Consider the following 22,864-nt stretch of genomic DNA (forward strand, 5'->3'; position numbering starts at 1 on the left):
CGCGCCGCCGCTATCTTTTCCGCTATTGCAGGGCTGCCGCCGGGAGGGCCCCGGTGACGACCCTGCTCGGCTTCGATTTCGGCACGGCCCGTATCGGTGTGGCGGTCGGCGAGACCGAAACCGGCCTCGCCCAGCCGTTGACGACGATTGCCGGCGAGGCGGCCGCGCCGCGTTTCGCGGCCATTGCCAAGCTCATCGATGAATGGCGCCCCGGCCGGCTGGTGGTTGGTCTGCCGCTGGCCATGGATGGCGCCGAGCACGACATGACAGCGCGCTGCCGGCGCTTCGCCAATCAGCTCAATGGCCGCTTCGGCCTGCCCGTGGATCTTGTCGACGAGCGCCTGTCTTCGGCCGAGGCCGAGGACATGTTGCGCGAAGTCGGCCACGCGGGCGGCGGGCGCATGCGCGATTGGCGCGAACGCAAGCAGCACCTCGACGCGCTGGCGGCCCAGCGCATTCTTCAGAGTTACCTGGACAGCCATGGAACAACTTGACGCCAACCTGCTGGCCCGCCACCTGGTGGACCTCATCCGTCCCACGCTGACGCCCGATACCGCGCTCGTCGGTATCCACACCGGCGGCGTGTGGCTTGCTCAATACCTGCATCGCGAGCTGGGCATCACCCAGCCGCTGGGCACCATCGACGTGGCTTTCTATCGCGACGACTACGGCTCGCGCGGCCTGCACGGCAAGCCCCAGCGCTCGGACATTCCGTTCGACGTCGAAGGCCGTTCGATCATCCTCGTCGATGACGTCCTCTACACCGGGCGCACCACGCGCGCCGCGCTCAACGAACTGTTCGACTACGGCCGCCCGGCGCGCATCGATCTGGCGGTGCTGGTCGATCGTGGCGAGCGCGAACTGCCCATCGGCGCCCGTTACTGCGCACACACCCTGTCGCACCCGCTTCCCGCCGGCTCCAGCCTTGCCCTGTCACAGGACGAAGCCGGACTCTTTTCGCTGAGGCTCCTCCATGAATAATCCCGCGCGCAACCCGCAGCTCAATGCCGACGGCGAGTTGCAGCACCTGCTCACGCTCGATGGACTTCCCAAGAACATCCTGAACCAGATTCTCGACACGGCCGAACCCTTCACCGAAGTGGCCGAGCGCGAAATCAAAAAGCTGCCGCTGCTGCGCGGCAAAAGCGTGTTCAACCTGTTCTTCGAAAACAGCACGCGCACGCGTACCACGTTCGAAATCGCCGCCAAGCGTCTGTCGGCGGACGTCATCAACCTGAACGTGGCGACCTCGTCGACCAACAAGGGCGAGACCCTGCTCGATACGGTCGACAACCTGTGCGCGATGCAGGCCGACATGTTTGTCGTGCGCCACGCCACGAGCGGCGCGCCGTACCTCATCGCACAACATCTGCAAGCCACCGGCCGCCACCACATCCACGTGGTCAACGCCGGCGACGGGCGCCACGCGCACCCGACACAGGGCTTGCTCGACATGTATACGATCCGCCACTACAAGCGCGACTTCACCAACCTCACGGTGGCCATCGTGGGCGACGTGCTGCATTCGCGCGTGGCACGTTCCGAGATCGCCGCGCTGACCACGCTGGGCGTGCCCGAAGTGCGCGTCATCGCCCCCAAGACACTGCTGCCTTCCGATATCGAACGCATGGGCGTGCGCGTCTTCCACGACATGAAGGAAGGCCTGCGCGGCGTGGATGTGGTCATGATGCTGCGCCTCCAGAACGAACGCATGCAGGGCGCGCTGCTGCCGTCCAGCCAGGAGTACTACAAGATCTTCGGTCTGACCGAAGAAAAGCTCGCCGTCGCCAAGCCGGACGCCATCGTGCTGCACCCGGGCCCGATGAACCGTGGCGTGGAAATCGACTCGGCCGTGGCCGACGGCAAGAGTGCCGTGATCCTGCCGCAGGTCACTTTCGGCATCGCGGTGCGCATGGCGGTCATGAGCATGCTGGCAGGGAGCTGAAGAGAATGAATATCCATATCAAGAACGGCCGCGTCATCGATCCGGCCAACCGTACCGACAAGGTGCAGGACGTCTTCATCGCGGGCGAGGCCATTGCCGCCCTGGGCAGCGCGCCGGCCGGCTTCGTGGCCGAACGCACGATCGACGCCGCTGGGCTGGTCGTCGTACCGGGCCTCATCGATCTGGCCGCGCGCCTGCGCGAACCGGGTTTCGAATACCGCGCCACGCTCGAATCCGAAATGCATGCCGCCATGGCCGGCGGTGTCACCAGCCTCGCGTGCCCGCCGGACACCGAGCCCGTGCTCGACGAGCCGGGTCTGGTCGAAATGCTGTGCTTCCGCGCCAAGAACCTGAATTGCGCGCACGTCTATCCGGTCGGCGCGCTGACCGTGGGCCTCAAGGGCGAGCGCATCACCGAGATGGCCGAATTGGTCGAAGCCGGCTGCGTGGCGTTCAGCCAGGCCAACAACCCGCTCAAGGACACGCAGGTCCTGCTGCGCGCGATGCAGTACGCAGCAACCTTCGGTTTTCGCGTGTGGCTGCAGCCGATCGATCCGTACCTGGGCAAGGGCGGTGTGGCGCATGACGGCGAGGTCGCCTCGCGCATGGGCCTGACGGGTATTCCGGTCGAAACCGAAACCGTGGCGCTGGCCACGCACCTGCAACTGGCACGCACCACCGGCGCCAAGCTGCACGTCACGCGCGTGTCGTCGGCTGCCGGGCTGGCCATGATCGAGCGCGCCCGCGCCGAAGGGCTGGACGTGACCTGCGACGTTGCCATCCATCACCTGCACCTGTGCGACATCGACATCGGTTACTTCGACCCGTTGTGCCACCTCGTACCGCCGCTGCGCAGTCAGCGCGATCGCGAGGCCCTGCGTGCGGGACTGGCAAGCGGCGCCATCAATGCGGTGTGTTCGGATCACACACCGGTCGATGACGACAGCAAGCTGGCGCCATTCGGCGAGGCCGAAGCCGGCGCCACGGGGCTGGAGTTGCTATTGCCGCTGACGCTGAAGTGGGCGGAAGAAATGAAAGTGCCGCTGATCGACGCGATCGGCCGCATCACCTCGGACGCAGCCAGCATCATGGGCATCAAGCGCGGCGGGCACCTGTCGCCGGGCGCGCGTGCAGACGTCTGCATCTTCGATCCGCGCACCGAGCGCCTGCTGTCGCGCGACTCGCTGCGCAGCCAGGGCAAGAACACGCCGTTCCTCGGCTTGCCCGTGACCGGGCAGGTTCGCCACACCATCGTCGAAGGCCGCGTCATGTACGAGGCTAACGCGCGCTGACCGGGCGCCCGCCCGGGCCGCTGGCGTGTTTATCGCTTCAATCGCACGGCGCCCGTACGGGCGCCGTTGTGTTTCCACAGGGCCAGCAGGCCGACCCACACCAGAGCCAATGCGGTCGGCTCCGGTACGGCGAGGAAAGGCGACACCGAGAACAGCATGCGGATTTCGGTTATGCCGCGGTCGCCGACGTTACCCGTCGAAAACAGGATGCCGAGACCGAAATCTCCGTTCCATGGTGAGCCGAAGTACTCGGGGAAGAACGCTGCCAGATTGCCCGTCTGGAGCGTTTGTCCTTCGTCGGTGATGAACTGTATGCGCGCGTCGTCGAGGCGAAAGGCGCTGGTCAGATCGAGCCCATCGCCCGCGATCCCCATGCCCAGCAGACTGACGTCGGCCGCGCCGGGGAAAATATCACCCCGCGACGTAAGCGCCAGTGTGATCAGCCAATTGCCGCTGCCCAGGTCGGTCTGACTCTCGTTGAGCGCCAGATCAAGCCCGTTGCGCAGGAATGCGGTCGGCAGACCATCGAAGGTCGCGGCGACCGACATGACGTTGGCCACCGCATTGGCGCCGATGTAATAGGTGTATTGGGTGCCCGGCGTAACCGCCACGGCGTGGGCACCATTGGTCAGGCCAGTTGTGATCAGCAGCGCGAATACCGCACGCAGCAGGATTCTCATATCGGCATCTCCCAGCGATGAAGGGACGGCGCACCGGATACAGCATCCGTGCCGATGCGCGATTTTCAATCGAAACAGATAGTTAGTGGAGTGTCGGCCGGCTCGATGTAAAGCCGCTCGACACGGCGCCGCGCGTCTCCGCCCAAAGGCGCCGGTGGCTCATGCACCCGGCATGGGGTCGCGCGCGCGTCTGTGTGCGGCGCCTCGTCTGGCGTGCGATAGCCAACACATCGCTAAACGATAGTCGTTGATTAGCCGCAATGTTCTTGCTGGTATTCGGCCGCCTGTGGCACCATTTCGACGCTTGGTGAGGCTCGCCGCACATAAGCGTCGGCAGAGCAGCCGCAGGGTGTCGGTACAGAGAGGGACACCTGCGGATCAATAAAAACGAAACACGTAGAAGTCCTCGTTGCGACGAGATGTGCTTCACCTCGTCGCCGCGGGCTATCCCGGGTGGCAGAGACATGAGAACGATGGCAGCACGCGCAGCATTTTTTGCGCTGGGCATCCTTGGCGCCCAGGCAAGTCTGGCGGAAACCGGTGCGACGACGAACAGTCGCTTCAACCTGCAGCAACCGGTGACCCACATCGCAGAGCAGATCTACAACATGCACACGTTCATGTTGATCATCTGCCTCTTGATCTTCATCGCCGTGTTCGGCGTGATGTTCTATTCGGTGTATGCCCACCGCAAGTCGAAAGGCGCGGTGGCCGCCCAGTTCCACGAAAACACCACCGTCGAGATCGCCTGGACGATCGTGCCGGTGCTGATCCTGCTCGGCATGGCGTGGCCCGCCACCAAGACCGTGCTGGCGATGAAGGACACCTCCAACTCCGACATCACCATCAAGGCCACCGGCTACCAGTGGAAGTGGAGCTACGACTACATCAAGGGTGAAGGCGCAGGCATCCACTTCTTTTCGACGCTGTCCACGCCACGTGCGCAGATCGACCGCGGCGAATGGAAGGGCGACAACTACCTGCTCGAAGTCGACAATCCGCTGGTCGTGCCGGTGGGCAAGAAGGTGCGCATCCTCACCACCGCGCAGGACGTCATCCACTCGTGGTGGGTGCCGGCCTTTGGCGTCAAGCAGGACGCCATTCCCGGCTTCATCCGCGACACCTGGTTCCGCGCCGACCGCGAAGGCATCTTCCGCGGCAACTGCGCCGAACTGTGCGGCAAGGACCACGGCTTCATGCCGATCGAAGTGCACGTACTGTCCGAATCGAAGTATCGCGAATGGGTGGCCGGGCAGATGGCCGCTGCCGGCGCCGCAGCGTCGGCCCCGATCGCTGCGCCCGCACAGGTGCAGGCCGCAGCGCTGCCGGCCAGCGTCTACTTCGACAGCAGCAAGGATCGTCTCGACGACGCCGGCAAGGCAGCGATCCGCGTGGCCGCCGACTGGCTTGCCGCCAACGCCGATGCCCGCGTGACCATCACCGGCTACACCGACAAGACCGGCCGTCTCGACAAGAACCAGGAGCTGGCCAAGAACCGCGCTGTGGCCGTGCGCGACACCCTCGTCGCCGATGGCGTGGCGGAGAACCGCATCGTCATGCAGCCGCCCGCACTGGTGACCGAAGGAGGCGACGGCCGGGCCGGCCGCCGCGTGGAAATCAAGACGGCGCAATAAGCACCGCTACCCAAGATTGATCGGCGCGAGCGGTGTGAGCCCGACTCGCGCGGCACACGGAATCCGACAGGAGTTGAGACATGAGCGCCGTTACCCCTGAAGCGACCCTGGGACACGAGCACGCGCACGACCACGAACATCATTACGCCCCCTCCGGGCTGATGCGCTGGATCACTACCACCAACCACAAGGACATCGGCACGATGTACCTGGTGTTCAGCTTCATCATGTTCCTCTCGGGGGGCGTGATGGCGCTGACGATCCGTAGCGAACTCTTCCAGCCTGGCCTGCAACTGGTGCATCCGGAATTCTTCAACCAGCTCACCACCATGCACGGGCTGGTGATGGTGTTCGGCGCGATCATGCCGGCCTTCGTCGGCTTCGCGAACTGGATGCTGCCGCTGATGCTGGGTGCATCCGACATGGCCTTCGCGCGCATGAACAACTGGAGCTTCTGGCTGCTGCCGCCGGCGGCGATCCTGCTCATCGGCTCGTTCTTCGTGCCGGGCGGGGCGACCGCCGCGGGCTGGACGCTCTACGCGCCGCTGTCGGTGCAGATGGGCATGGGCATGGACATGGCGATCTTCGCCATCCACATCATGGGCGCATCCTCCATCATGGGCGCCATCAACATCGTGGTGACGATCCTGAACATGCGTGCGCCGGGCATGACGCTCATGCGCATGCCGATGTTCGCCTGGACCTGGCTGATCACCGCCTATCTGTTGATCGCCGTGATGCCGGTGCTCGCCGGTGCGGTGACGATGGTGCTGACCGACCGCCACTTCGGCACGAGTTTCTTCTCGGCCGCAGGCGGTGGCGACCCCGTGCTGTACCAGCACGTGTTCTGGTTCTTCGGGCACCCCGAGGTGTACATCATGATTCTGCCGGCCTTCGGGATCGTCTCGCAGATCATCCCCACCTTCGCGCGCAAGCCGCTCTTTGGCTATGCGTCGATGGTGTACGCCACGGCATCGATCGCCATCCTGTCGTTTGTGGTGTGGGCGCACCACATGTTCGTCACCGGCATGCCGGCGCCGACGCAGTTGTTCTTCATGTACGCCACCATGCTGATCGCCGTGCCCACGGGGGTGAAGGTGTTCAACTGGATCGCCACCATGTGGCGCGGTTCGATGACCTTCGAGACGCCGATGCTGTTCGCCGTTGGCTTCATCTTCGTCTTCACCATGGGTGGATTCACCGGCCTGATGTGCGCCATCGCGCCGGCCGACATCCAGTACCAGGACACTTACTTCGTGGTGGCGCACTTCCACTACGTGCTGGTGGCGGGTTCTTTGTTCGCGCTGTTCGCCGGCACGTACTACTGGATTCCGAAGTGGACTGGCCACATGTACGACGAAAAGCTCGGCCGCTGGCACTTCTGGGCGTCGATCATTTTCTTCAACATCACCTTCTTCCCGATGCACTTCCTCGGGCTGGCCGGCATGCCGCGTCGCGTGCCCGACTACAACCCGGTATTCACGGACTTCAACGAGATCGCCACCATCGGCGCCTTCGGCTTCGGGCTGTCGCAGGTGTTCTTCCTGTACATCGTGATCAAGTGCATCCGTGGCGGCGAGAAGGCCGCAGCCAGTCCCTGGGAAGGCGCGCAAGGACTGGAATGGACGGTGCCCTCGCCGGCGCCGCATCACACCTTCGAGACGCCGCCGACCTTCGACCCGGTCGCGCACGGCGCGCATCACTGAACGACATGATGGAGGCCTGCAGCATGGCACCCAATCGCGCCCGCAACATCCGCATGCTGGTGATCCTCGCCAGCATCGCGCTGGCGTTCTTCGTCGGCATCATCGTCAAGATCGCGCTGTTCGGGCAGTGACGCCATGGTCGACGAACGCGCCGCCGAAAACCGTCGCCTGCTCCGCCGCCTGGTCATCGCGGCCATCGGCATGTTCGGCTTCGGCTTCGCGCTGGTGCCGTTCTACAAACAGATCTGCGAGATCGCCGGCATCAATCGCCTGGATAGCGCCGACGAGGTGCGCAACACACAGGTGGACGACTCGCGCATCGTGACGGTGGAGTTCGACGCCAACACGCATGACATGCCGTGGCGCTTCAAGCCGCTCAAGACCAGCATGACGCTGCATCCGGGCCAACTGGTGCGCGTCGACTACGAAGTGGAAAACACGCTCGATCGCCCGGTCACCGGGCAGGCCGTGCCAAGTTACGGGCCGCAGGTGGCGGGCCTGCACTTCAAGAAACTCGACTGCTTCTGCTTTACCCAGCAGACGCTGGCGCCGCGCGAGAAGCGCGTCATGCCGGTGGTGTTCACCATCGATCGCGCCCTGCCGGGCGAGGTGAACACGGTGACGCTGTCGTACACCTTCTTCGAGGTCGCGGGCACGGCCGGCGCAGCAAAGGGGCGCGAAGGATGAGCGAGCAGCACGACAGACCGCCGGGCCTGCTGGCGACGATCCGCGCCGTGCTGTGGTCGTTCGCCGGCATCCGCCGCAAGAGCGACTACCAGCGCGACGCGGCGCAACTGAAGCCGCTGCACGTGATCATCGCCGGCATCGTCGGCGGCGTGGTGTTCGTGCTGGTGATCGTGGCGGTGGTCAAGCTGGTGGTGATGAACGCGGCCTCGTAACGTCGCGGCAATGACAAAAACATAAGCACTGACGAGAGACACAGAGGGATCAGCATGAGCCAGACAGTCGAAAAGTACTTCGTACCCGCACCGTCGCGCTATCCGATCTTCGGATCGATCGCGCTGCTGCTGCTCGGCAGCGGCGCGGCCATGTGGATGAACAAGGTCGACCACGGCCCGGCGCTCGTCGTGCTCGGTTTCGCGGTGCTGCTCTACATGCTCTTCGGCTGGTTCGGGCAGGTCATCCACGAATCGCAATCGGGCAAGTACGGCAAGCAGGTCGACCGCGCCTTCCGCTGGAGCATGGGCTGGTTCATCTTCTCGGAAGTGATGTTCTTCGCAGCCTTCTTCGGCGTGCTGTTCTATGTGCGGGTGATCTCGGTGCCTGACCTCGGAACCGAACTGCAGCACCTGTTCTGGCCGGGCTACGAGGCCGCGTGGCCGACCGCCGGTCCCTATAACAGGGGCGAAGAATTCCTCCAGATGGGTTGGTTCGGCCTGCCGCTGATCAACACCGCGCTGCTGGTGACATCGGCCGTGACGCTGACCATCGCGCACTGGGGCATCAAGAAGAACTCGCGCGCGCAGACCAATATCTTTCTGGCGCTGACGATCGTGCTCGGGGTCATCTTCCTCGCCTGCCAGGCCTTCGAATATCACCACGCCTATGCCGAGGGGCTCAAGCTCACCACCGGCGTGTACGGCTCGACATTCTTCATGATGACCGGCTTCCACGGTCTGCATGTGACCATCGGCGCCATCATGCTGACCGTGATGCTGGTGCGTTCGTTGCGCGGGCACTTCACGGCCGAGCATCACTTCGGCTTCGAAGCTGCCGCGTGGTACTGGCACTTCGTGGATTACGTGTGGCTGCTGCTGTTCGTGGTGGTCTACATCCTGTGATGCAGTATCCGGCTGTCGCCCCATGGCGACAGTCAGGACAGGCGGAGGGCCGATAGGAACTGCCTAATCGGCCGATAAATGGATTCTTGGGAGCAAAGCGGGCCTCATCTGAGATAATCAGCGCCCCAGCAGATGGCCATGTATCCAACCCATGCGGTAGGCCACCGCCACCAAGATGAAAAGCACCACCGACAGACCGACGCGCCACGTAAGCGCTCGCACGGTGCGTGTGCCTTCTCCCTTGTCGCGAATGAGATAGACGAGCCCGGACGCCAGGCTGATGAAGATGGCGACCAGCAGGGCAATGACGACGTAGCGCATGTCAGCAAGGCGCGGAATGAACGGGATGCGAGAGTGTAGTCCGATGTGGCGCACACACGCACGTGGAATACCTGTATGCGCATCCGCCGTGTAATACCGCTCGCCGCAGGCTTTGTCCTGGCGCTGCTGTGCGTCAGGCTCGGTGTATGGCAATTGCATCGCGCAGCCGAAAAGACCGCTTTGCAGGCCCGCTTCGACGCCGCCGGATTGCCGCTCGCCGTCGATCGCGCCGGCGATGTTGCGCCATGGCAGCGCGTCGGATTGCGTGGCACGTGGATGAACGCGCGCACGGTGTACCTCGACAACCGCGTACGCGATCAGGTCGCCGGCTTCGACGTGCTCACACCGTTGTTGCTCGATCATGGCAAGGGCATCGTCATTGTCGATCGCGGCTGGATTGCGGGTGGCGCGGATCGCAGGCAATTGCCGGTCGTGCCCGCGCCCGATGGCGAAGTCGTCATCACCGGGCTCGGCATGGAGCCGGCGCATGGATTCTCGCTGGGAGAGTCGAAAGACGAGCCGCGCGTGTGGCAACGCATCGATCCGGCGCGCGCCGCGCAGGAGATCGGTCAGCCCGTGGCACGCGTGTATGTGCGGCAGGAAAGCGCGGCAGGCGATGGCCTTGTGCGCGATTGGCCGCGACCGGATTTCGGCATCGACACACATCGCGGTTATGCCTTCCAGTGGTTCGCTTTCGCGACGGTGCTGGTCGGGCTGACGGCGTGGTTCGGATGGAAGACAGTACGCAAGAGCCTGTTCAGAACGGGCTCTATCGGGAGTAGCAGGCAGACATGACCATCGCAACGATGCATAACACCACAGTCGAAGCGCGCCGCAGGACGGGGCGCCGCACGCTGTGGTTGATCTTCCTGGTGTGCCTTGCGCCCGTGCTGGCCTCGTACGCGGCTTTCTACCTGTGGCGGCCGCAGGCGCTGGCGAATCAGGGGCAGTTGGTCGAACCGCCGCTGCCGGTGCAGTGGCCCGCCACGCAGGCGGAAGCCCTGCACGGCAAATGGGTGCTGGTCGTGGCGATGCCGGCGGCCTGCGATGCAGCGTGCGAACAATCCCTTTATCTCACGCGCCAGGTGCGCACGCTCCAGGCCAAGGAGATGCATCGTGTGGCGCGTGTTGCGGTCGTGGCAGGCGACGACGCAGGCGCGGCATCGCCCGACACTGAGCTCATTCGCGTTCACGACGCGGCATTGGCGGCGCAGATCGGCATGGGCCGCGTGGCGGTGGTCGACCCGCTCGGCAATCTCGTCCTCCGCTACAACGAACCCCTCGACGGCAAGGCGCTCAACAAGGATCTGTCGCGCCTGCTGAAGTACTCCAGTCTGGGCAAATGACAGGTTTTTGAAGATGCGCCGCCTTGCTCTCATCGCACTCTTGCTGACCGCCGTGGTGGTCGTTTTCGGCGCCTACGTGCGCCTCTCGGACGCCGGTCTCGGCTGTCCCGACTGGCCCGGCTGCTACGGCAAGCTCAGCCCCGCGCACGCCGAAGAAGAAATCGCCGCAAAGCATGCCGCCGATCCGCACGGCTGGGTGTCGATGCCCAAGGCGTGGAAGGAAATGACCCACCGCTACATCGCCAGCACGCTGGGCCTGCTCATCGTGGCACTGGCGGTCATGGCATGGCGCCGTTGGCGCCGCCAGCGCATCGCGCCCTGGCTGCCGTTCGCGTTGGTCGCGGTGGTGGTGTTCCAGGGCCTGCTTGGCAAGTGGACCGTGACCCTGCTGCTCAAACCCGCCATCGTCAGTTCGCACCTGCTGGGCGGTCTGACGGTGCTCGGCCTGCTGACGTGGATCGTGCACGCCGAATCGGGCGTGGCGCGTCGCGCGGTGTCTTCGGGCCGCGCGCTCGCCGCGCGTATCGGGCTGGTGCTGGTGGTCGCGCAGATCGCGCTCGGTGGCTGGGTGTCGACCAACTATGCGGCGATGGCGTGTACCGATCTGCCGACCTGCAGCGGGCAATGGGTGCCGCAGGGCATGGACTTCGATCACGGCTTCCACCTGGTGCGCGAGCTGGGCATGACGGCCGATGGCGACCGTCTGCCGTTTGGCGCCTTGCAGGCAATCCACTGGACGCACCGCGTGGGTGCCGTCGTGGTGGGCGTATTCCTGCTGGGTTTTGCCGCCGCCCTGCTGCGTCGGCGCGGCGAGCGCACGCTTGGCGCCGTGCTCGCGGCGGCGGTGCTGCTGCAGATTGGGCTGGGTATGGCCAACGTGCTGCTGAGCCTGCCCTTGCCGCTGGCGGTGGCGCACAACGCGGGCGCCGCGTTGCTGGTCATCGTGATGGTGTCGATCAATTACCGCTTGCGTGCAAGCCCGGTCATCGAGGGCGCACAGCGCTCCGACCACGGCCTCGCCGCATCGGGTACAGGTTCTGAAGGAGTCCGGGCATGAAGGCCTTGTCCATCGAAAGGCTGAGCATTGGCCAGCATCTGCGCGCATATCTCGCGCTGACCAAGCTGCGAGTGAACACGCTGATCGTTTTCTGCGCCGTCATCGGCATGTTCCTGGCGCAACCCGACGGCCTGCCGCCGATGCTCACGGTGCTGTGGGCAACGCTCGGCATCGGCGCCGTGGCGGGGGCGGCCGCTGCCGTCAATTGCCTCATCGAACAGAAGATCGACAGCGTCATGGCGCGCACCCGTGCGCGTCCGCTGCCGCGCGGCGAAATCGGCCCGCTCGAAACCCTGCTGTTGTCCGGCGTGCTGGGCGGGGCCGGGCTGACATTGCTGTATCACGCCGTCAATCCGCTCACCGCCTGGCTGACGCTGGCGACCTTCGTGGGCTACGCCATCATCTACACGGTCATTCTCAAACCGCGTACGCCGCAGAACATCGTGATCGGCGGGGCCTCGGGCGCAATGCCGCCGGTGCTCGGCTGGGCGGCGATCACCGGGCACGTGTCGCACGACGCGCTGCTGCTGTTCCTGATCATCTTCGCGTGGACGCCGCCGCACTTCTGGGCGCTCGCGCTGTACCGCACGCGCGAATACGAGCGCGCCGGCCTGCCCATGCTGCCGGTGACGCACGGTCCCGAATACACCCGTCTGCAAGTGTTGCTCTACAGCCTGATCCTGGGCGGCGTGACCCTGCTGCCGTTTGCCACGCAGATGTCCGGTTGGCTGTACCTGGTTGCAGCCGTGGCGCTCAATGCAGTGTTCATTGGTTACGCCTGGAAGCTCTACCGCGACTACAGCGACGCGCTGGCGCGCCGCACCTTCAAGTACTCGATCCTGTATCTGTCGCTGCTCTTCGCGGCGCTGCTGGTCGATCACTATCTGAGATAGGACCGCAAAGCCGCATCACGCCTGGCACGCCAGGCTTCGGGCATTTCTGAACATCCGGCCGCCTTGCGCTCGCGCATGCCTGTCGCCGCATGCGATCCGTAGCGTTGCGGACTTTCGTCGAAAAGAGGGAAGTCCCATGAAGGTCAACGCAGCATTCATTTTCGTCGCGCCCGAAGCGGACCGGACGGCGCACCGCTCGGTGGTCGACACCCCCGTGGTGCGCCTGACGGTGGTCGGCGTGAAGGACTACGAGGAAGCGCGCGAAGTGGCACTCGAACTGGTCGAGCAGGGCATCGTGGCCATCGAGTTGTGCGCCGGCTTCGGGCACGAGGGCACCGCCATTGTCGCCAGGGCTGTGAAGGGGCGTGCCGCCGTGGGCGTGGTGCGATTCGACTCGCACCCCGGATTCGACTTCCGGAGTGGCGACGCGCTGTTCCAACGCTGAGCCCCACCACGGCATCTCCCCGACGGCGACCGCGCATGGCCGCCGTCCTTCCGGCCCTAGCGGACGCGCCGCTGCATCGCCGACATGCAGGCCACCACCATCAGGCCGCCGATCAGCGAAATGTGTTCCATGACGACATGGAATTCCGCCAGCCGCACAGGGCCGGACATCGTCCAGAAGTTGTGCGCGATGGGAATGGTCAGCGCGGTGAACACGATCAGGATGCCGGCCCCCAGCCACGCGAAGACGTCGAAGATCACCAGCGCCGAACCGACCAGCAGTACGACGATGACCGCCACGTTGAAGACGGCCGGCGGGTTCAGCCCGAAATGCGCCATCTCGGCCACCCCTTCGTTGAAGCCGATCAGCTTGGCCAGCGCGGCGCTCCAGAACACGAATGTCAGGACGACGCGTGCCAACACACGCGCGAACCTGCTCGCAAGAAAATTCATCATGGTATTGCTCTCCCTGTTGTGCCGCTTGTTATCGATCTACGCGACCTGAATGGCCGTCGGCTGGAACATAAGGCTCTGCGAGGCTTTGCGCAAGGACGGGAGAGGGAGTGCGAGCGCATCAATCCTTGACCGAACGCTCCTTGAGTGTGGGCAGCATGGCGTCCCAGATGGCCATGGCTTGCTCGGTCGACACGGGGGAGGGGGTGTTTCTGGAGCCCATGCTGTCGTCCTTCTGGTGTCCCCAATCGACCTCGACCTTCAAGCGCGGGTTTTCGGTGGATTCCCAGATGAAGAGAAACTGCGGTCCGGCGTCCGAAGTCCAGGCGGTGAGAATTTCTTGCCCGGGCACGCCGTTGACGGTGCGCTCGGCCTTGCGCAGGGTGCGGAACTTGAAGAAATCGAGCATGGCGGCGAGCGAACTGGCCGGCTTGCGGTCGAAGAGGTAGCCGCCGGGCTTGACCACACCGACATTGACCGAGATGCGCATCTCCACGCCCGGCAGGTCGGGAAAGGTGACGAAGGTAAAAGGGGTCTTGAAGAAGTGCTCGCCCAGCCCGTCGTTGGCGTCCGCGATAAAGCCGCTGTCGATGCACACACCACGTTGATCGGGGGCGGGGACGTCTAGGTCTTTGCGCGGACTGATGCGCTGGAGGAAGGAGGCGCTCTCCTGATAGAGCTTGTTCAGGACGGTGTTTTCGTCGTCCTCGAATTTCAGGATGAAGTCAGGACCCGTGATTTCGTAGACGGTGAAGTTCTGGGGTAGGAGGCGGTATAGAGAGTACTTGTGTGGAATGCCCCCAATTTGCTGCAGGAGTATTTGCCCTGTTGTGTTCTCCGGGTGCAACTTCATGCCAATAACAACCGCATGCCCACCTGGAAACAGTTCGCGCGAGTCGCGGATGATTTCGCCGTCCATGCCAGGAGGTGCATAGTACTTTTCCTCCTTCCTGATCAATGCTGCATAGCCCTCCTTGCCTTGATGGAGATGAGTCCTGATCTTGTATTGGTCATACACGATGGGTTGGCCGATGCTGGTCTTGGCATTGGCAGGGACGCTGATCTGGTGGTAGCCGAAGCAGAACGTGCTGTCGAGGTTGAGCATGGTGGGGGTTCCGGTTTTGGGGCTGTTGGCGCAGGCGGCCAGCAGCAAAATGGCAAGCAAAGCGGCAAGCAGCCGATTGAGCGATGCGGGGCGCATGGTCAGCAGGCCTCCTGGGATTGAACGAACTTGACGATGCCGTAGAGCGTGTTGTGCACGACTGCCTCGAATTCGGGCTGGTAGCACTCGGAGTGTTCGTAGCCGGTATGGGTGAAGGTGGGGACGTCCGCCTGCGCCGGTGCCTGCCCCGAGCAGGCGGGAACGGTGCCGTCCCCCGGCTGCGTGGGCGGTGTGATATCCAGCGACAGGATGCTTCCGTCCTGAAGCTTCACGCGCAGGCGACCTTGGCCGTCGTCACTGTCCAGCTTGGCGTTGCGCAGCATGTCAGGCGTGACGTCGGCGGGGATGTCGCCTTCCCAGTCGATGGTCCACCAGCTTTTCTGCTTTGGGTCGTTGGCGTAGAAGGCATAGGTGCGGTCTGTGAGATAGACGTTGGCGTGGCCCTTTTGGAATTCAGTGACGCGCGCTATCCGGCTTTTCAGTGCCACTCGGTCATCTTCGGGCTTTTCGGTGATTCCGCGCCGCTTGCGGATTTCCATGGCGCGCTCGTCCGAAGGGGTGATGCGACGGTCGCGCTCTACGCCACTCTCTTTCCCCGTGTATCCCCATTTGGCATCAGCGGTTTTCCATTCATCGCTCCCGGTATCGTCAATCTTCTTCCATGCGTCGCCGTCGGGCAGCAGGGCGTACCAGGCCGAAGAGCTCAGCACCTCGTCGCGGGAAAGCGCCAGCAATACGGTCTTCTCTCCCTTGCGTCGTACGCGCACCCAGTGCGAGAGGGGGGCGCCTTCGTGTTCCTGCGCCATACCCGAGGTGCCCAGGCCGTAGTCGGGCCAGGGCAAGAGTTGCAGCGCGCCTTCGGAATTGAGCAGGGGCGGTGCGGCGTGTTCGGCGTCCTTGCCAAGGATGTTGGCGGCGGCGGCTGATTTTATGGTTCCGCCAACCCCTTCACCTTCGCGGCCAAAGCCGGCGCGCGCACGCTTGTAGGTGGCGGGCGCCCCGGTAGCGGGCATGACGCCGTGCACGATGCCCAGCACGCGACAAGGGTGGGCCTTGGCATAGGCCCGGGCGACGAGCCCGCCCATGGAGTGGGTGACGATGATGACCTGGTCGCCCACGCCGTTGCCGTGATGCGCGCGCAGCTCTGTCAGGATGTTCTCGATACGGTCGGCCAAGGCGTTGACGCCAACATCCGGGCCTGACTTATATCCCAATGCCGATCTTCGATTGCTCTGAAGCCAGTTATACCCGCAGGCATACACCGGGAACCGGAAGTTGCTGGCATGCAGGAGCTCTGCCGCTGTGAGCCCCGCAAAACCTTCGGGCGGCTGTTGGGTGGTCTGGCTGTCTGGCGCGGCGGATGAGTCTTGAAGCAGCGCGCTCCACGGGTGTTCTTCGGGCTTGAAATGAATCCGGTCGAGCCATTCCTGCAGCGCGAGCAGAAAGTCGGCGTAGCTGTCGAAGTGCACCGAGCCCCAGCCGCGCTTGATGGCCTTGCGCCGGCCGGCGAGGACTTCGGGCGGCTCTCTCTCCTGATCGTCGGACGGGTGAGGAGCGCGCTCGTAGTCTTCCTGGGTGGGCATGGTGTTGGGCACCGGATGAACCCGCCCATCGTTCTTGACGCTGGTGTTGTCGGGGTCGAGCGCTTCGGCCCGGTCTGCCGGGGAGTGAAACCACCGATAGGTCAGCGACTGGCCGATGCCGTCGAGAAAGCCGTTTGGCGGGCCCCAGGCGGTTTTTGTGTTCCCCTTGGTGTCAACGTAATTGAGGTTACTGCCCATGATGCCGGGCACGAACAGCACCGGAACGATCCTGCCTTTGGCCTGCACGACGCAGCGCCGCGTGTCCGTGCTGGGCGTCAGGGTGGCAGTGGCGCAAAGCCGCTCGTATTCGTCGTATTGCGACGCCAATACGATGGGGGCGTCGGGATTGTTGTCTGGTGTGGCGCTCATGGTTGCACCCCCAATGAGCGGGTTGCAGCGGCGCAAGGGCAAGGGGTGCGTAGAATCGACAGCGTGCCTGGGGTGACCATATGAAGGCTCCTTAAAGGACTGAGGCCGTCAGGCGCATTTCGCAGAGCTGGATTCCCAACGGTCTTGGGCCACTGGGTGTGGATATGGGTCCGTCGCGTCGCGCTTGGCGGCAACCAGAGGTAGATGCTGATGGCAAAGCACGGTTCGGGTGACGACGGGCATCAATGATCTGGCATGATTTAATGCCGTTGGGATTTCTCTGGGGCGCGACCAGACTTTGCGCAAGTAGGCCCATGGCTACCGCTCTGCAGGCGCTGGGGCGATGCCCCATCACGAATGCCTCGCCGGCCTCGTGTCGCTGTCAGTAGAATTCTGTGGCGATACTCAGGGTTGCCTGGTGGAAAGTGTCAGTAATGTAGAAGGCTGGACTTTCGCCAGACCGCCCCCACATAGGACAATCGTCGTTTGCTCGTCCGCCACGCCGCCCCATGTCCCCCAAGCCCGCCACTGCCCATCCGTACATCCGCATTCGCGGAGCCCGCCAGAACAACCTGAAGAACCTCGATCTGGACATTCCCACCGGGGAACTGGTCGTGGTGACGGGGCCGTCGGGCTCGGGCAAGAGCTCGCTGGTGTTCGACACGCTGTACGCCGAAGGCCAGCGCCGCTACGTCGAAACCTTTTCGCCGTACGCGCGCCAGTTCCTCGATCGCATGGACAAGCCGCAGGTGGACCGCATCGATGGCGTGCCGCCGGCGATTGCCATCGACCAGGCCAACCAGGTGCGCACCTCGCGCTCGACCGTCGGCACCATGACCGAGCTGGCCGACTACCTGAAGCTGCTGTACGCGCGGGCGGCGCATCTGCATTGCCGGCAGTGCGGCGCGCCGGTGCAGCGCGACACGGCAGAGACGATTCTGGACGACGTGCTGCGCCGTGCGGCGATGGCCGACGATCCGCGTCTGGCGGTGGTGGCGCCGCTGGCCATTCCCGAGAACTTCACGGCCGACGAAATGCGTGGCCACCTGGAACGCCAGGGCTACACGCGCGTGGTGGAGACCGTCGGCAAGATGCTGGCGGTGACGGTCGACCGCTTCCGTGCGGCGGGCGTGGAGCGCGCACGCGCCATGGAAGCGCTGGAAAAGGCGCTGCAATTGTCTGGCGGCCGCGTGGCCGTTCACGTGGGCGGCGAAGTGGTGGAATCGCCCACGCCCGAGACAGTGTGGCGCTACAGCGCCGATCTGCATTGCGCGACCTGCGACATCCAGTACGCCGAACCGACGCCGGCGCATTTTTCGTTCAACTCGGCCGTCGGTGCGTGCGAAACCTGCCGCGGCTTCGGGCGCGTGATCGGCATCGATGCCGGGCTGATCGTGCCGGACGAATCCAAGACGCTGGCCGACGGTGCGGTGCGCCCGTGGCAGACCGAGAGCTACAACGAATGCCAGCGCGACCTGATGCAGTACGCCAAGAAGCGTGGCATCGCCACCAACATTGCGTGGCGCGACCTGCCCGAAGAGCATCGCCATTGGGTGATGGAAGGCGAGCCTGAATGGAAGAACTGGAACAAGTCGTGGCCGGGCACGTGGTACGGCGTGCGGCGCTTCTTCGACTGGCTCGAGACCAAGGCATACAAGATGCACATCCGCGTGCTGCTGTCGCGCTATCGGGCCTACACCGATTGCCCGGCCTGCCTTGGCGCGCGCCTCAAGACCGATTCGCTCCTGTGGCGCGTGGGTACGCGCGAGCAGGCCGATGCCGCGCTGGGCAGCGCACGCCGCCGTTTCCGCCCGAACGGCGCCAACCTGCCGGAGGCCGTGCTGCAGCGCCTGCCCGGTCTGTCGATCCACGACGTCATGCGTCTGCCGGTGGAGCGCACGCGCGACTTCATGGCTCAGCTCGCACCCGGCGGTGCGGCGGGCGACGCGGTCGACCTGGTGATGACCGAAGTCCGCAGCCGTATCGACTACCTGTGCGCGGTGGGGCTGGGCTACCTTACGCTCGATCGTCAGAGCCGCACGCTGTCGGGCGGCGAGGTCCAGCGCATCAACCTGACCACGGCGCTGGGCACCTCGCTCACCAATACGCTGTTTGTGCTCGATGAACCGTCGGTGGGCCTGCACCCGCGCGACATCGAGCGCATCAACGGCGTGATGCGCCGCCTGCGCGACGCCGGCAATTCGCTGGTGGTGGTCGAGCACGACCCAGCCGTGATGCTGGCCGCCGACCGCATCATCGATATCGGCCCGGGGCCCGGTGCGGCGGGCGGCAATATCGTCTTCCAGGGTTCGCCCGACGAATTGCGCGGCCGGACCGATACGGTCACGGCGCGCTACCTGGGCGGACATGAGCATGTCGACGCCGGCCTCGTGCGCCGCGAAGTGGACTCGGCCACGCCGCGCCTGCGACTGCTCGGCGCGCGCGCCAACAACCTCAAGAACGTCGACCTCGCCGTGCCGTTGCAGCGGCTGGTGTGCGTGACGGGCGTGTCGGGTTCCGGCAAATCCACGCTGATCCAGGACGTGCTCTTCCCGGCGATGAAAAAGGCCAAGGGCGAATCGACCGAAGCGCCGGGCGAGTTCGACCGGCTCGAAGGCGATGCCCTCGTCGATGCGATCGTCATGGTGGACCAATCGGCCATTGGCAAGACCACGCGCTCGAACCCGGCCAGCTACGTCGGCGCCTTCGATGTCATCCGCAAGCGCTACGCGGCCTTGCCAGAGGCGGAGCAGCGCGGCTATACGGCCGGCACGTTCTCGTTCAATTCGGGCGACGGCCGCTGTCCGACCTGCGGTGGCAACGGCTTCGAGCACGTCGAGATGCAATTCCTCTCCGACGTCTACCTGCGCTGCCCGGACTGCGACGGCAAGCGCTATCGCCCCGAAGTGCTGGAAATCAAGCTGCGCGACAAATCGATTGCCGATCTGCTCGAACTCACCGCAGCCGAAGCGCTGGCGTTCTTCCGCGACGACAAGGAACTCGCGCGTGTGCTGCAGCCGCTGGTCGACGTGGGTCTCGACTACCTCACGCTGGGCCAGCCGGTGCCGACCCTGTCGGGTGGCGAAGCGCAGCGCCTCAAGCTCGCCGGCCACCTGGCCGAAGCCAGCACCGCCGCGAGCAAGAAGAAAACCAAGAGCGCCAAGGCGGCGCATGGCACGCTGTTCCTGTTCGACGAGCCGACCACGGGCCTGCACTTCGGCGATGTGGCGAAGCTGCTGCGCGCATTGCGTGCGCTGGTCGACGCCGGCAATTCGGTGCTGGTCGTCGAGCACAACCTCGACGTCATGCGTGCGGCCGACTGGTTGATCGACCTTGGTCCCGAAGGCGGCGATGCGGGCGGCGAAATCCTCGTCGAAGGCACGCAGCGCGATCTGCTCGCGCAAGCGGCTTCGCATACGGGGCACGCGTTGCGCGAGTACGAAGCCGCGCTCGCCAAGCCGCTTGCGGAAGCCGCGCTCGAAGTCGCCGAACGCCGCGTGAGCTATCGCGCCGTGCGCGAATCGATCGACATCGTCCATGCGCGCGAACACAACCTCAAGAACATCTCGGTCGACATCGCGCACAACAGCTTCACGGTGGTGACGGGCGTGTCGGGGTCGGGCAAGTCGACCCTGGCGTTCGACATTCTGTTTGCGGAGGGGCAGCGTCGTTATCTCGAATCGCTCAACGCGTATGCACGCCAGTTCGTGCAGCCGGCGGCCAAGGCCGAGGTCGACGCGGTGTTCGGCATTCCGCCGACGGTGGCCATCGAGCAGCGCACCAGTCGCGGCGGACGCAAGAGCACGGTGGGCACGCTGACCGAGGTGCATCACTTCCTGCGCCTGTTGTTCGTCAAGCTGGGCACGCAGTATTGCCCGACCTGCAACGTGCCCATCGAACCGCAAAGTTTCGACGCCATCGCCGCGCGCGTCCTGCGTGAGTATCGCGGCCAGCGCATCGGCCTGCTGGCGCCGCTGGTAGTGAGCCGCAAGGGGCTGTACACCGATCTGGCAAAGTGGGCCAAGGGCAAGGGCTACACGCATCTGCGCGTGGATGGCGGATTCCTGCCGGTGTCGCCGTGGCCGCGGCTCGACCGCTACAAGGAGCACAACATCGAGTTGCCCGTGGGCGACACCGTCGTGAGCGCCGACGACGAGGCCGGCCTGCGCGGCCTGCTTGCGCAGGCGCTGGAGTTCGGCAAGGGTGTGGTGCAGGTGCTGCCGGTCGACAAGGGCTTGGACGGCGCGGCGACGGCGTTTTCCACGCTGCGCGCGTGCCCGTGTTGCGGCACGAGCTTCCCCGAACTCGACCCGCGCCTGTTCTCGTACAACTCCAAGCACGGCTGGTGCGAAAGCTGCTGCGGCACGGGCGTCGAAATCCCCAAGTGGATGAAAGACCCGGACGTCGACGTGGCCGAGATGGAATTCTCCGGCCTGGACGAAAGTGCGGAAGAAACCACCTGCCGCGCCTGTAATGGGCAGCGCCTCAACCCGACTGCGCTGGCGGTGCGCTACCGCGATCGGTCCATCGCCGACTACAGCCGTCTGGCCGTTGGCCACATGGCGGAGTGGGTGCACGGGCTGGCGCTTGTCGGGCGCGAAGCCGAGATCGGTCGCGACATCGTTGCCGAACTGGGCAGCCGGTTGTCGTTCCTGCAAGACGTGGGGTTGGGATATCTCGCGCTCGATCGCGCAGCGCCGACGCTCTCGGGTGGCGAAGCGCAACGTATCCGCCTGGCATCGCAGCTCGGCAGCAACCTGCAGGGCGTGTGCTACGTGCTGGATGAACCTTCCATCGGCCTGCATTCGCGCGACAACGGCGTGTTGCTCGACATGCTGTCGGCATTGCGCGGCAAGGGCAACACGGTGGTGGTCGTCGAGCACGACGAAGAGACCATCCGCCGCGCCGACGAAGTGCTCGACCTCGGCCCCGGTGCCGGCACGCGCGGCGGTCATCTGGTAGCCAAGGGCGATGCCGCGATGCTGATGGCATCGGACGACTCCGTGACGGGCGCCTGTCTGCGCGAACCGCTGCAGCATCCGCTGCATGCGCGTGCCGACGTCGGCAAGAGCGATGCGCGCGTCACGCTGGCCGGCGCCAATCTGCACAACCTCAAGAACGCGACGGCGCATGTGCCGCTCGGTCGACTCACGGTGGTGACGGGTGTGTCGGGCTCCGGCAAGTCGACGCTGGCGCGCGACATCCTGCACGCGAACCTCAAGCGACTGGTCTATGCCGATACGCCGGTTGCCAAGGGCAAGCGCGCCAAGGCGGGCGACACTGCGCCCGTGTCGCGCGAGATCGAAGGCTGCGCCGCCCTGACGGGGTGGGAGGCCATCGGTCGCGTGCTCGAAGTCGACCAGACGCCCATCGGCAAGACGCCCCGCTCATGCCCGGCGACCTACGTCGGCTTCTGGGATGCAATCCGCAAGCTGTTTGCCGAAACCGAGGTCGCCAAACTGCGCGGCTGGGGTGCGGCGCGCTTCTCGTTCAACACGGGCGAAGGCCGTTGCCCGGCATGCGAAGGCGCCGGCCAGCAGACGGTGGCGATGAACTTCCTGCCGGACGTGAAGGTGACCTGCGACGTGTGCGGCGGCGCACGCTTCAACAGCCAGACGCTGACGGCGTTGTGGCGCGGCAAGAGCATTGCCGATGTGCTGGCGATGGAAGTCGATGACGCCGTGGAATTCTTCGCCGCGCATCCGTCCGTGCAGCATCCGCTCAAACTGCTGCAGGACGTGGGGCTCGGCTATCTCACCCTCGGTCAGCCGTCGCCCACGCTGTCGGGCGGCGAGGCGCAGCGCATCAAGCTGGTGACGGAGCTGTCGAAGGTGAAGCTCGACGGCGCCGTGCGCAATCCGCGCGCCAAGAATCCGCACACCCTGTATGTGCTCGATGAGCCGACCGTGGGCCTGCACATGGCCGACGTTGCCAAGCTCATCCACGTGCTGCATCGACTTGTCGACGCGGGCAACACCGTGCTGGTGATCGAGCATGACCTCGACGTGATGGCCGAGGCCGACTGGATCATCGACCTCGGCCCCGAAGGGGGCGACGGTGGCGGCGAAGTGGTCTTCGAAGGGCCGGTGTCCGGCATCCTGAAGGCAAAGACGCATACCGCGGAGGCGCTGCGGAATTTCCTCGCTCGCCATGCTGAACTTGCCAATGCGTAATATT

21 protein-coding genes are annotated in these 22,864 nt (G+C 64.8%); 16 read left to right on the forward strand and 5 right to left on the reverse strand.

The annotated features are described in order from the left end of the window. Positions 1-53 precede the first annotated feature (53 nt). From ruvX to ACDA63_RS09825, 4 genes are read left to right on the forward strand one after another with little or no spacing between them, the layout of a single operon-like run. Complete coding sequence (gene ruvX / locus ACDA63_RS09810; RefSeq protein WP_373663050.1) at positions 54-494, forward strand: Holliday junction resolvase RuvX; 441 nt, start codon at positions 54-56, stop codon at positions 492-494. Continuing rightward, the gene (pyrR, locus tag ACDA63_RS09815) at positions 481-981 is read left to right on the forward strand and encodes a bifunctional pyr operon transcriptional regulator/uracil phosphoribosyltransferase PyrR (RefSeq protein WP_373663051.1); all 501 of its coding nucleotides are present in this window, start codon (positions 481-483) and stop codon (positions 979-981) included. The genes ruvX and pyrR overlap by 14 nt, the downstream gene beginning before the upstream one ends. Beyond that, complete coding sequence (locus tag ACDA63_RS09820; RefSeq protein ID WP_373663052.1) at positions 974-1,945, forward strand: aspartate carbamoyltransferase catalytic subunit; 972 nt, start codon at positions 974-976, stop codon at positions 1,943-1,945. The genes pyrR and ACDA63_RS09820 overlap by 8 nt, the downstream gene beginning before the upstream one ends. Before the next feature lie 5 nt (positions 1,946-1,950). Next, positions 1,951-3,237: a dihydroorotase gene (locus ACDA63_RS09825; protein ID WP_373663053.1), complete on the forward strand. Its 1,287-nt coding sequence runs from the start codon at positions 1,951-1,953 to the stop codon at positions 3,235-3,237. Positions 3,238-3,266: 29 nt separating this feature from the next. On the opposite strand, the gene ACDA63_RS09830 is transcribed toward ACDA63_RS09825, so the two are convergent. Further along, the gene (locus tag ACDA63_RS09830) at positions 3,267-3,917 is read right to left on the reverse strand and encodes a hypothetical protein (protein ID WP_373663054.1); all 651 of its coding nucleotides are present in this window, start codon (positions 3,915-3,917) and stop codon (positions 3,267-3,269) included. A gap of 464 nt (positions 3,918-4,381) precedes the next feature. Here ACDA63_RS09830 and coxB point away from each other — a divergent pair, with 464 nt between their 5' ends. The 6 genes from coxB to ACDA63_RS09860 all read left to right on the forward strand — a co-directional run bounded on the left by coxB (position 4,382) and on the right by ACDA63_RS09860 (position 9,059). Then, the gene (gene coxB, locus ACDA63_RS09835; protein WP_373663055.1) at positions 4,382-5,551 is read left to right on the forward strand and encodes a cytochrome c oxidase subunit II; all 1,170 of its coding nucleotides are present in this window, start codon (positions 4,382-4,384) and stop codon (positions 5,549-5,551) included. Between the two features lie 80 nt (positions 5,552-5,631). Further along, positions 5,632-7,257, forward strand: a complete 1,626-nt coding sequence (gene ctaD, locus ACDA63_RS09840; protein WP_373663056.1) for a cytochrome c oxidase subunit I — start codon at positions 5,632-5,634, stop codon at positions 7,255-7,257. 23 nt (positions 7,258-7,280) lie between these two features. Further along, positions 7,281-7,388 (forward strand): cytochrome oxidase small assembly protein, encoded by a 108-nt coding sequence (locus ACDA63_RS09845; protein ID WP_373663057.1) that lies wholly within the window; start codon positions 7,281-7,283, stop codon positions 7,386-7,388. 4 nt (positions 7,389-7,392) lie between these two features. Further along, on the forward strand, positions 7,393-7,944 hold the full coding sequence (locus ACDA63_RS09850) for a cytochrome c oxidase assembly protein (RefSeq protein ID WP_373663058.1): 552 nt from the start codon (positions 7,393-7,395) through the stop codon (positions 7,942-7,944). Continuing rightward, positions 7,941-8,156, forward strand: coding sequence for a DUF2970 domain-containing protein (locus ACDA63_RS09855; RefSeq protein ID WP_373663059.1), 216 nt, complete (start codon positions 7,941-7,943; stop codon positions 8,154-8,156). Before ACDA63_RS09850 ends, ACDA63_RS09855 begins: the two co-directional genes overlap by 4 nt. Before the next feature lie 54 nt (positions 8,157-8,210). After that, positions 8,211-9,059, forward strand: coding sequence for a cytochrome c oxidase subunit 3 (locus tag ACDA63_RS09860; protein ID WP_373663060.1), 849 nt, complete (start codon positions 8,211-8,213; stop codon positions 9,057-9,059). A 117-nt stretch (positions 9,060-9,176) separates the two neighbouring features. Here the strand turns inward: ACDA63_RS09860 and ACDA63_RS09865 are convergent, their stop codons facing one another. Then, the gene (locus tag ACDA63_RS09865) at positions 9,177-9,380 is read right to left on the reverse strand and encodes a twin transmembrane helix small protein (protein WP_373663061.1); all 204 of its coding nucleotides are present in this window, start codon (positions 9,378-9,380) and stop codon (positions 9,177-9,179) included. 75 nt (positions 9,381-9,455) lie between these two features. Here ACDA63_RS09865 and ACDA63_RS09870 point away from each other — a divergent pair, with 75 nt between their 5' ends. The 5 genes from ACDA63_RS09870 (at position 9,456) to ACDA63_RS09890 (ending at position 13,121) form a co-directional block, all read left to right on the forward strand. After that, positions 9,456-10,175, forward strand: a complete 720-nt coding sequence (locus ACDA63_RS09870) for an SURF1 family protein (protein ID WP_373663062.1) — start codon at positions 9,456-9,458, stop codon at positions 10,173-10,175. Beyond that, a complete protein-coding gene (locus ACDA63_RS09875) occupies positions 10,172-10,726 on the forward strand; it encodes a hypothetical protein (RefSeq protein ID WP_373663063.1) in 555 nt (184 codons plus the stop codon). Before ACDA63_RS09870 ends, ACDA63_RS09875 begins: the two co-directional genes overlap by 4 nt. 13 nt (positions 10,727-10,739) lie before the next feature. Then, positions 10,740-11,783 carry a heme A synthase gene (locus tag ACDA63_RS09880; RefSeq protein ID WP_373663064.1) on the forward strand — a complete coding sequence of 348 codons (1,044 nt, stop codon included), beginning with the start codon at positions 10,740-10,742 and terminating at the stop codon, positions 11,781-11,783. Further along, the gene (cyoE, locus tag ACDA63_RS09885; RefSeq protein WP_373663065.1) at positions 11,780-12,676 is read left to right on the forward strand and encodes a heme o synthase; all 897 of its coding nucleotides are present in this window, start codon (positions 11,780-11,782) and stop codon (positions 12,674-12,676) included. The genes ACDA63_RS09880 and cyoE overlap by 4 nt, the downstream gene beginning before the upstream one ends. Before the next feature lie 136 nt (positions 12,677-12,812). Continuing rightward, positions 12,813-13,121 (forward strand): DUF6506 family protein, encoded by a 309-nt coding sequence (locus ACDA63_RS09890; RefSeq protein ID WP_373663066.1) that lies wholly within the window; start codon positions 12,813-12,815, stop codon positions 13,119-13,121. Positions 13,122-13,177: 56 nt separating this feature from the next. Here the strand turns inward: ACDA63_RS09890 and ACDA63_RS09895 are convergent, their stop codons facing one another. From ACDA63_RS09895 to ACDA63_RS09905, 3 genes are all read right to left on the reverse strand, one after another. Further along, positions 13,178-13,576, reverse strand: coding sequence for a DoxX family protein (locus tag ACDA63_RS09895; RefSeq protein WP_373663067.1), 399 nt, complete (start codon positions 13,574-13,576; stop codon positions 13,178-13,180). A 118-nt stretch (positions 13,577-13,694) separates the two neighbouring features. Further along, positions 13,695-14,774 (reverse strand): T6SS immunity protein Tli4 family protein, encoded by a 1,080-nt coding sequence (locus ACDA63_RS09900; RefSeq protein WP_373663068.1) that lies wholly within the window; start codon positions 14,772-14,774, stop codon positions 13,695-13,697. 2 nt (positions 14,775-14,776) lie between these two features. Then, the gene (locus ACDA63_RS09905) at positions 14,777-16,729 is read right to left on the reverse strand and encodes a lipase family alpha/beta hydrolase (protein ID WP_373663069.1); all 1,953 of its coding nucleotides are present in this window, start codon (positions 16,727-16,729) and stop codon (positions 14,777-14,779) included. Between the two features lie 467 nt (positions 16,730-17,196). Between ACDA63_RS09905 and uvrA the strand changes: the two genes are divergently transcribed. Further along, positions 17,197-22,860 carry an excinuclease ABC subunit UvrA gene (uvrA, locus tag ACDA63_RS09910; RefSeq protein WP_373663070.1) on the forward strand — a complete coding sequence of 1,888 codons (5,664 nt, stop codon included), beginning with the start codon at positions 17,197-17,199 and terminating at the stop codon, positions 22,858-22,860. Positions 22,861-22,864 lie beyond the last annotated feature (4 nt).

The organism is Uliginosibacterium sp. sgz301328 (genome assembly GCF_041807905.1).
Lineage (GTDB): Bacteria > Pseudomonadota > Gammaproteobacteria > Burkholderiales > Rhodocyclaceae > JBGVSA01.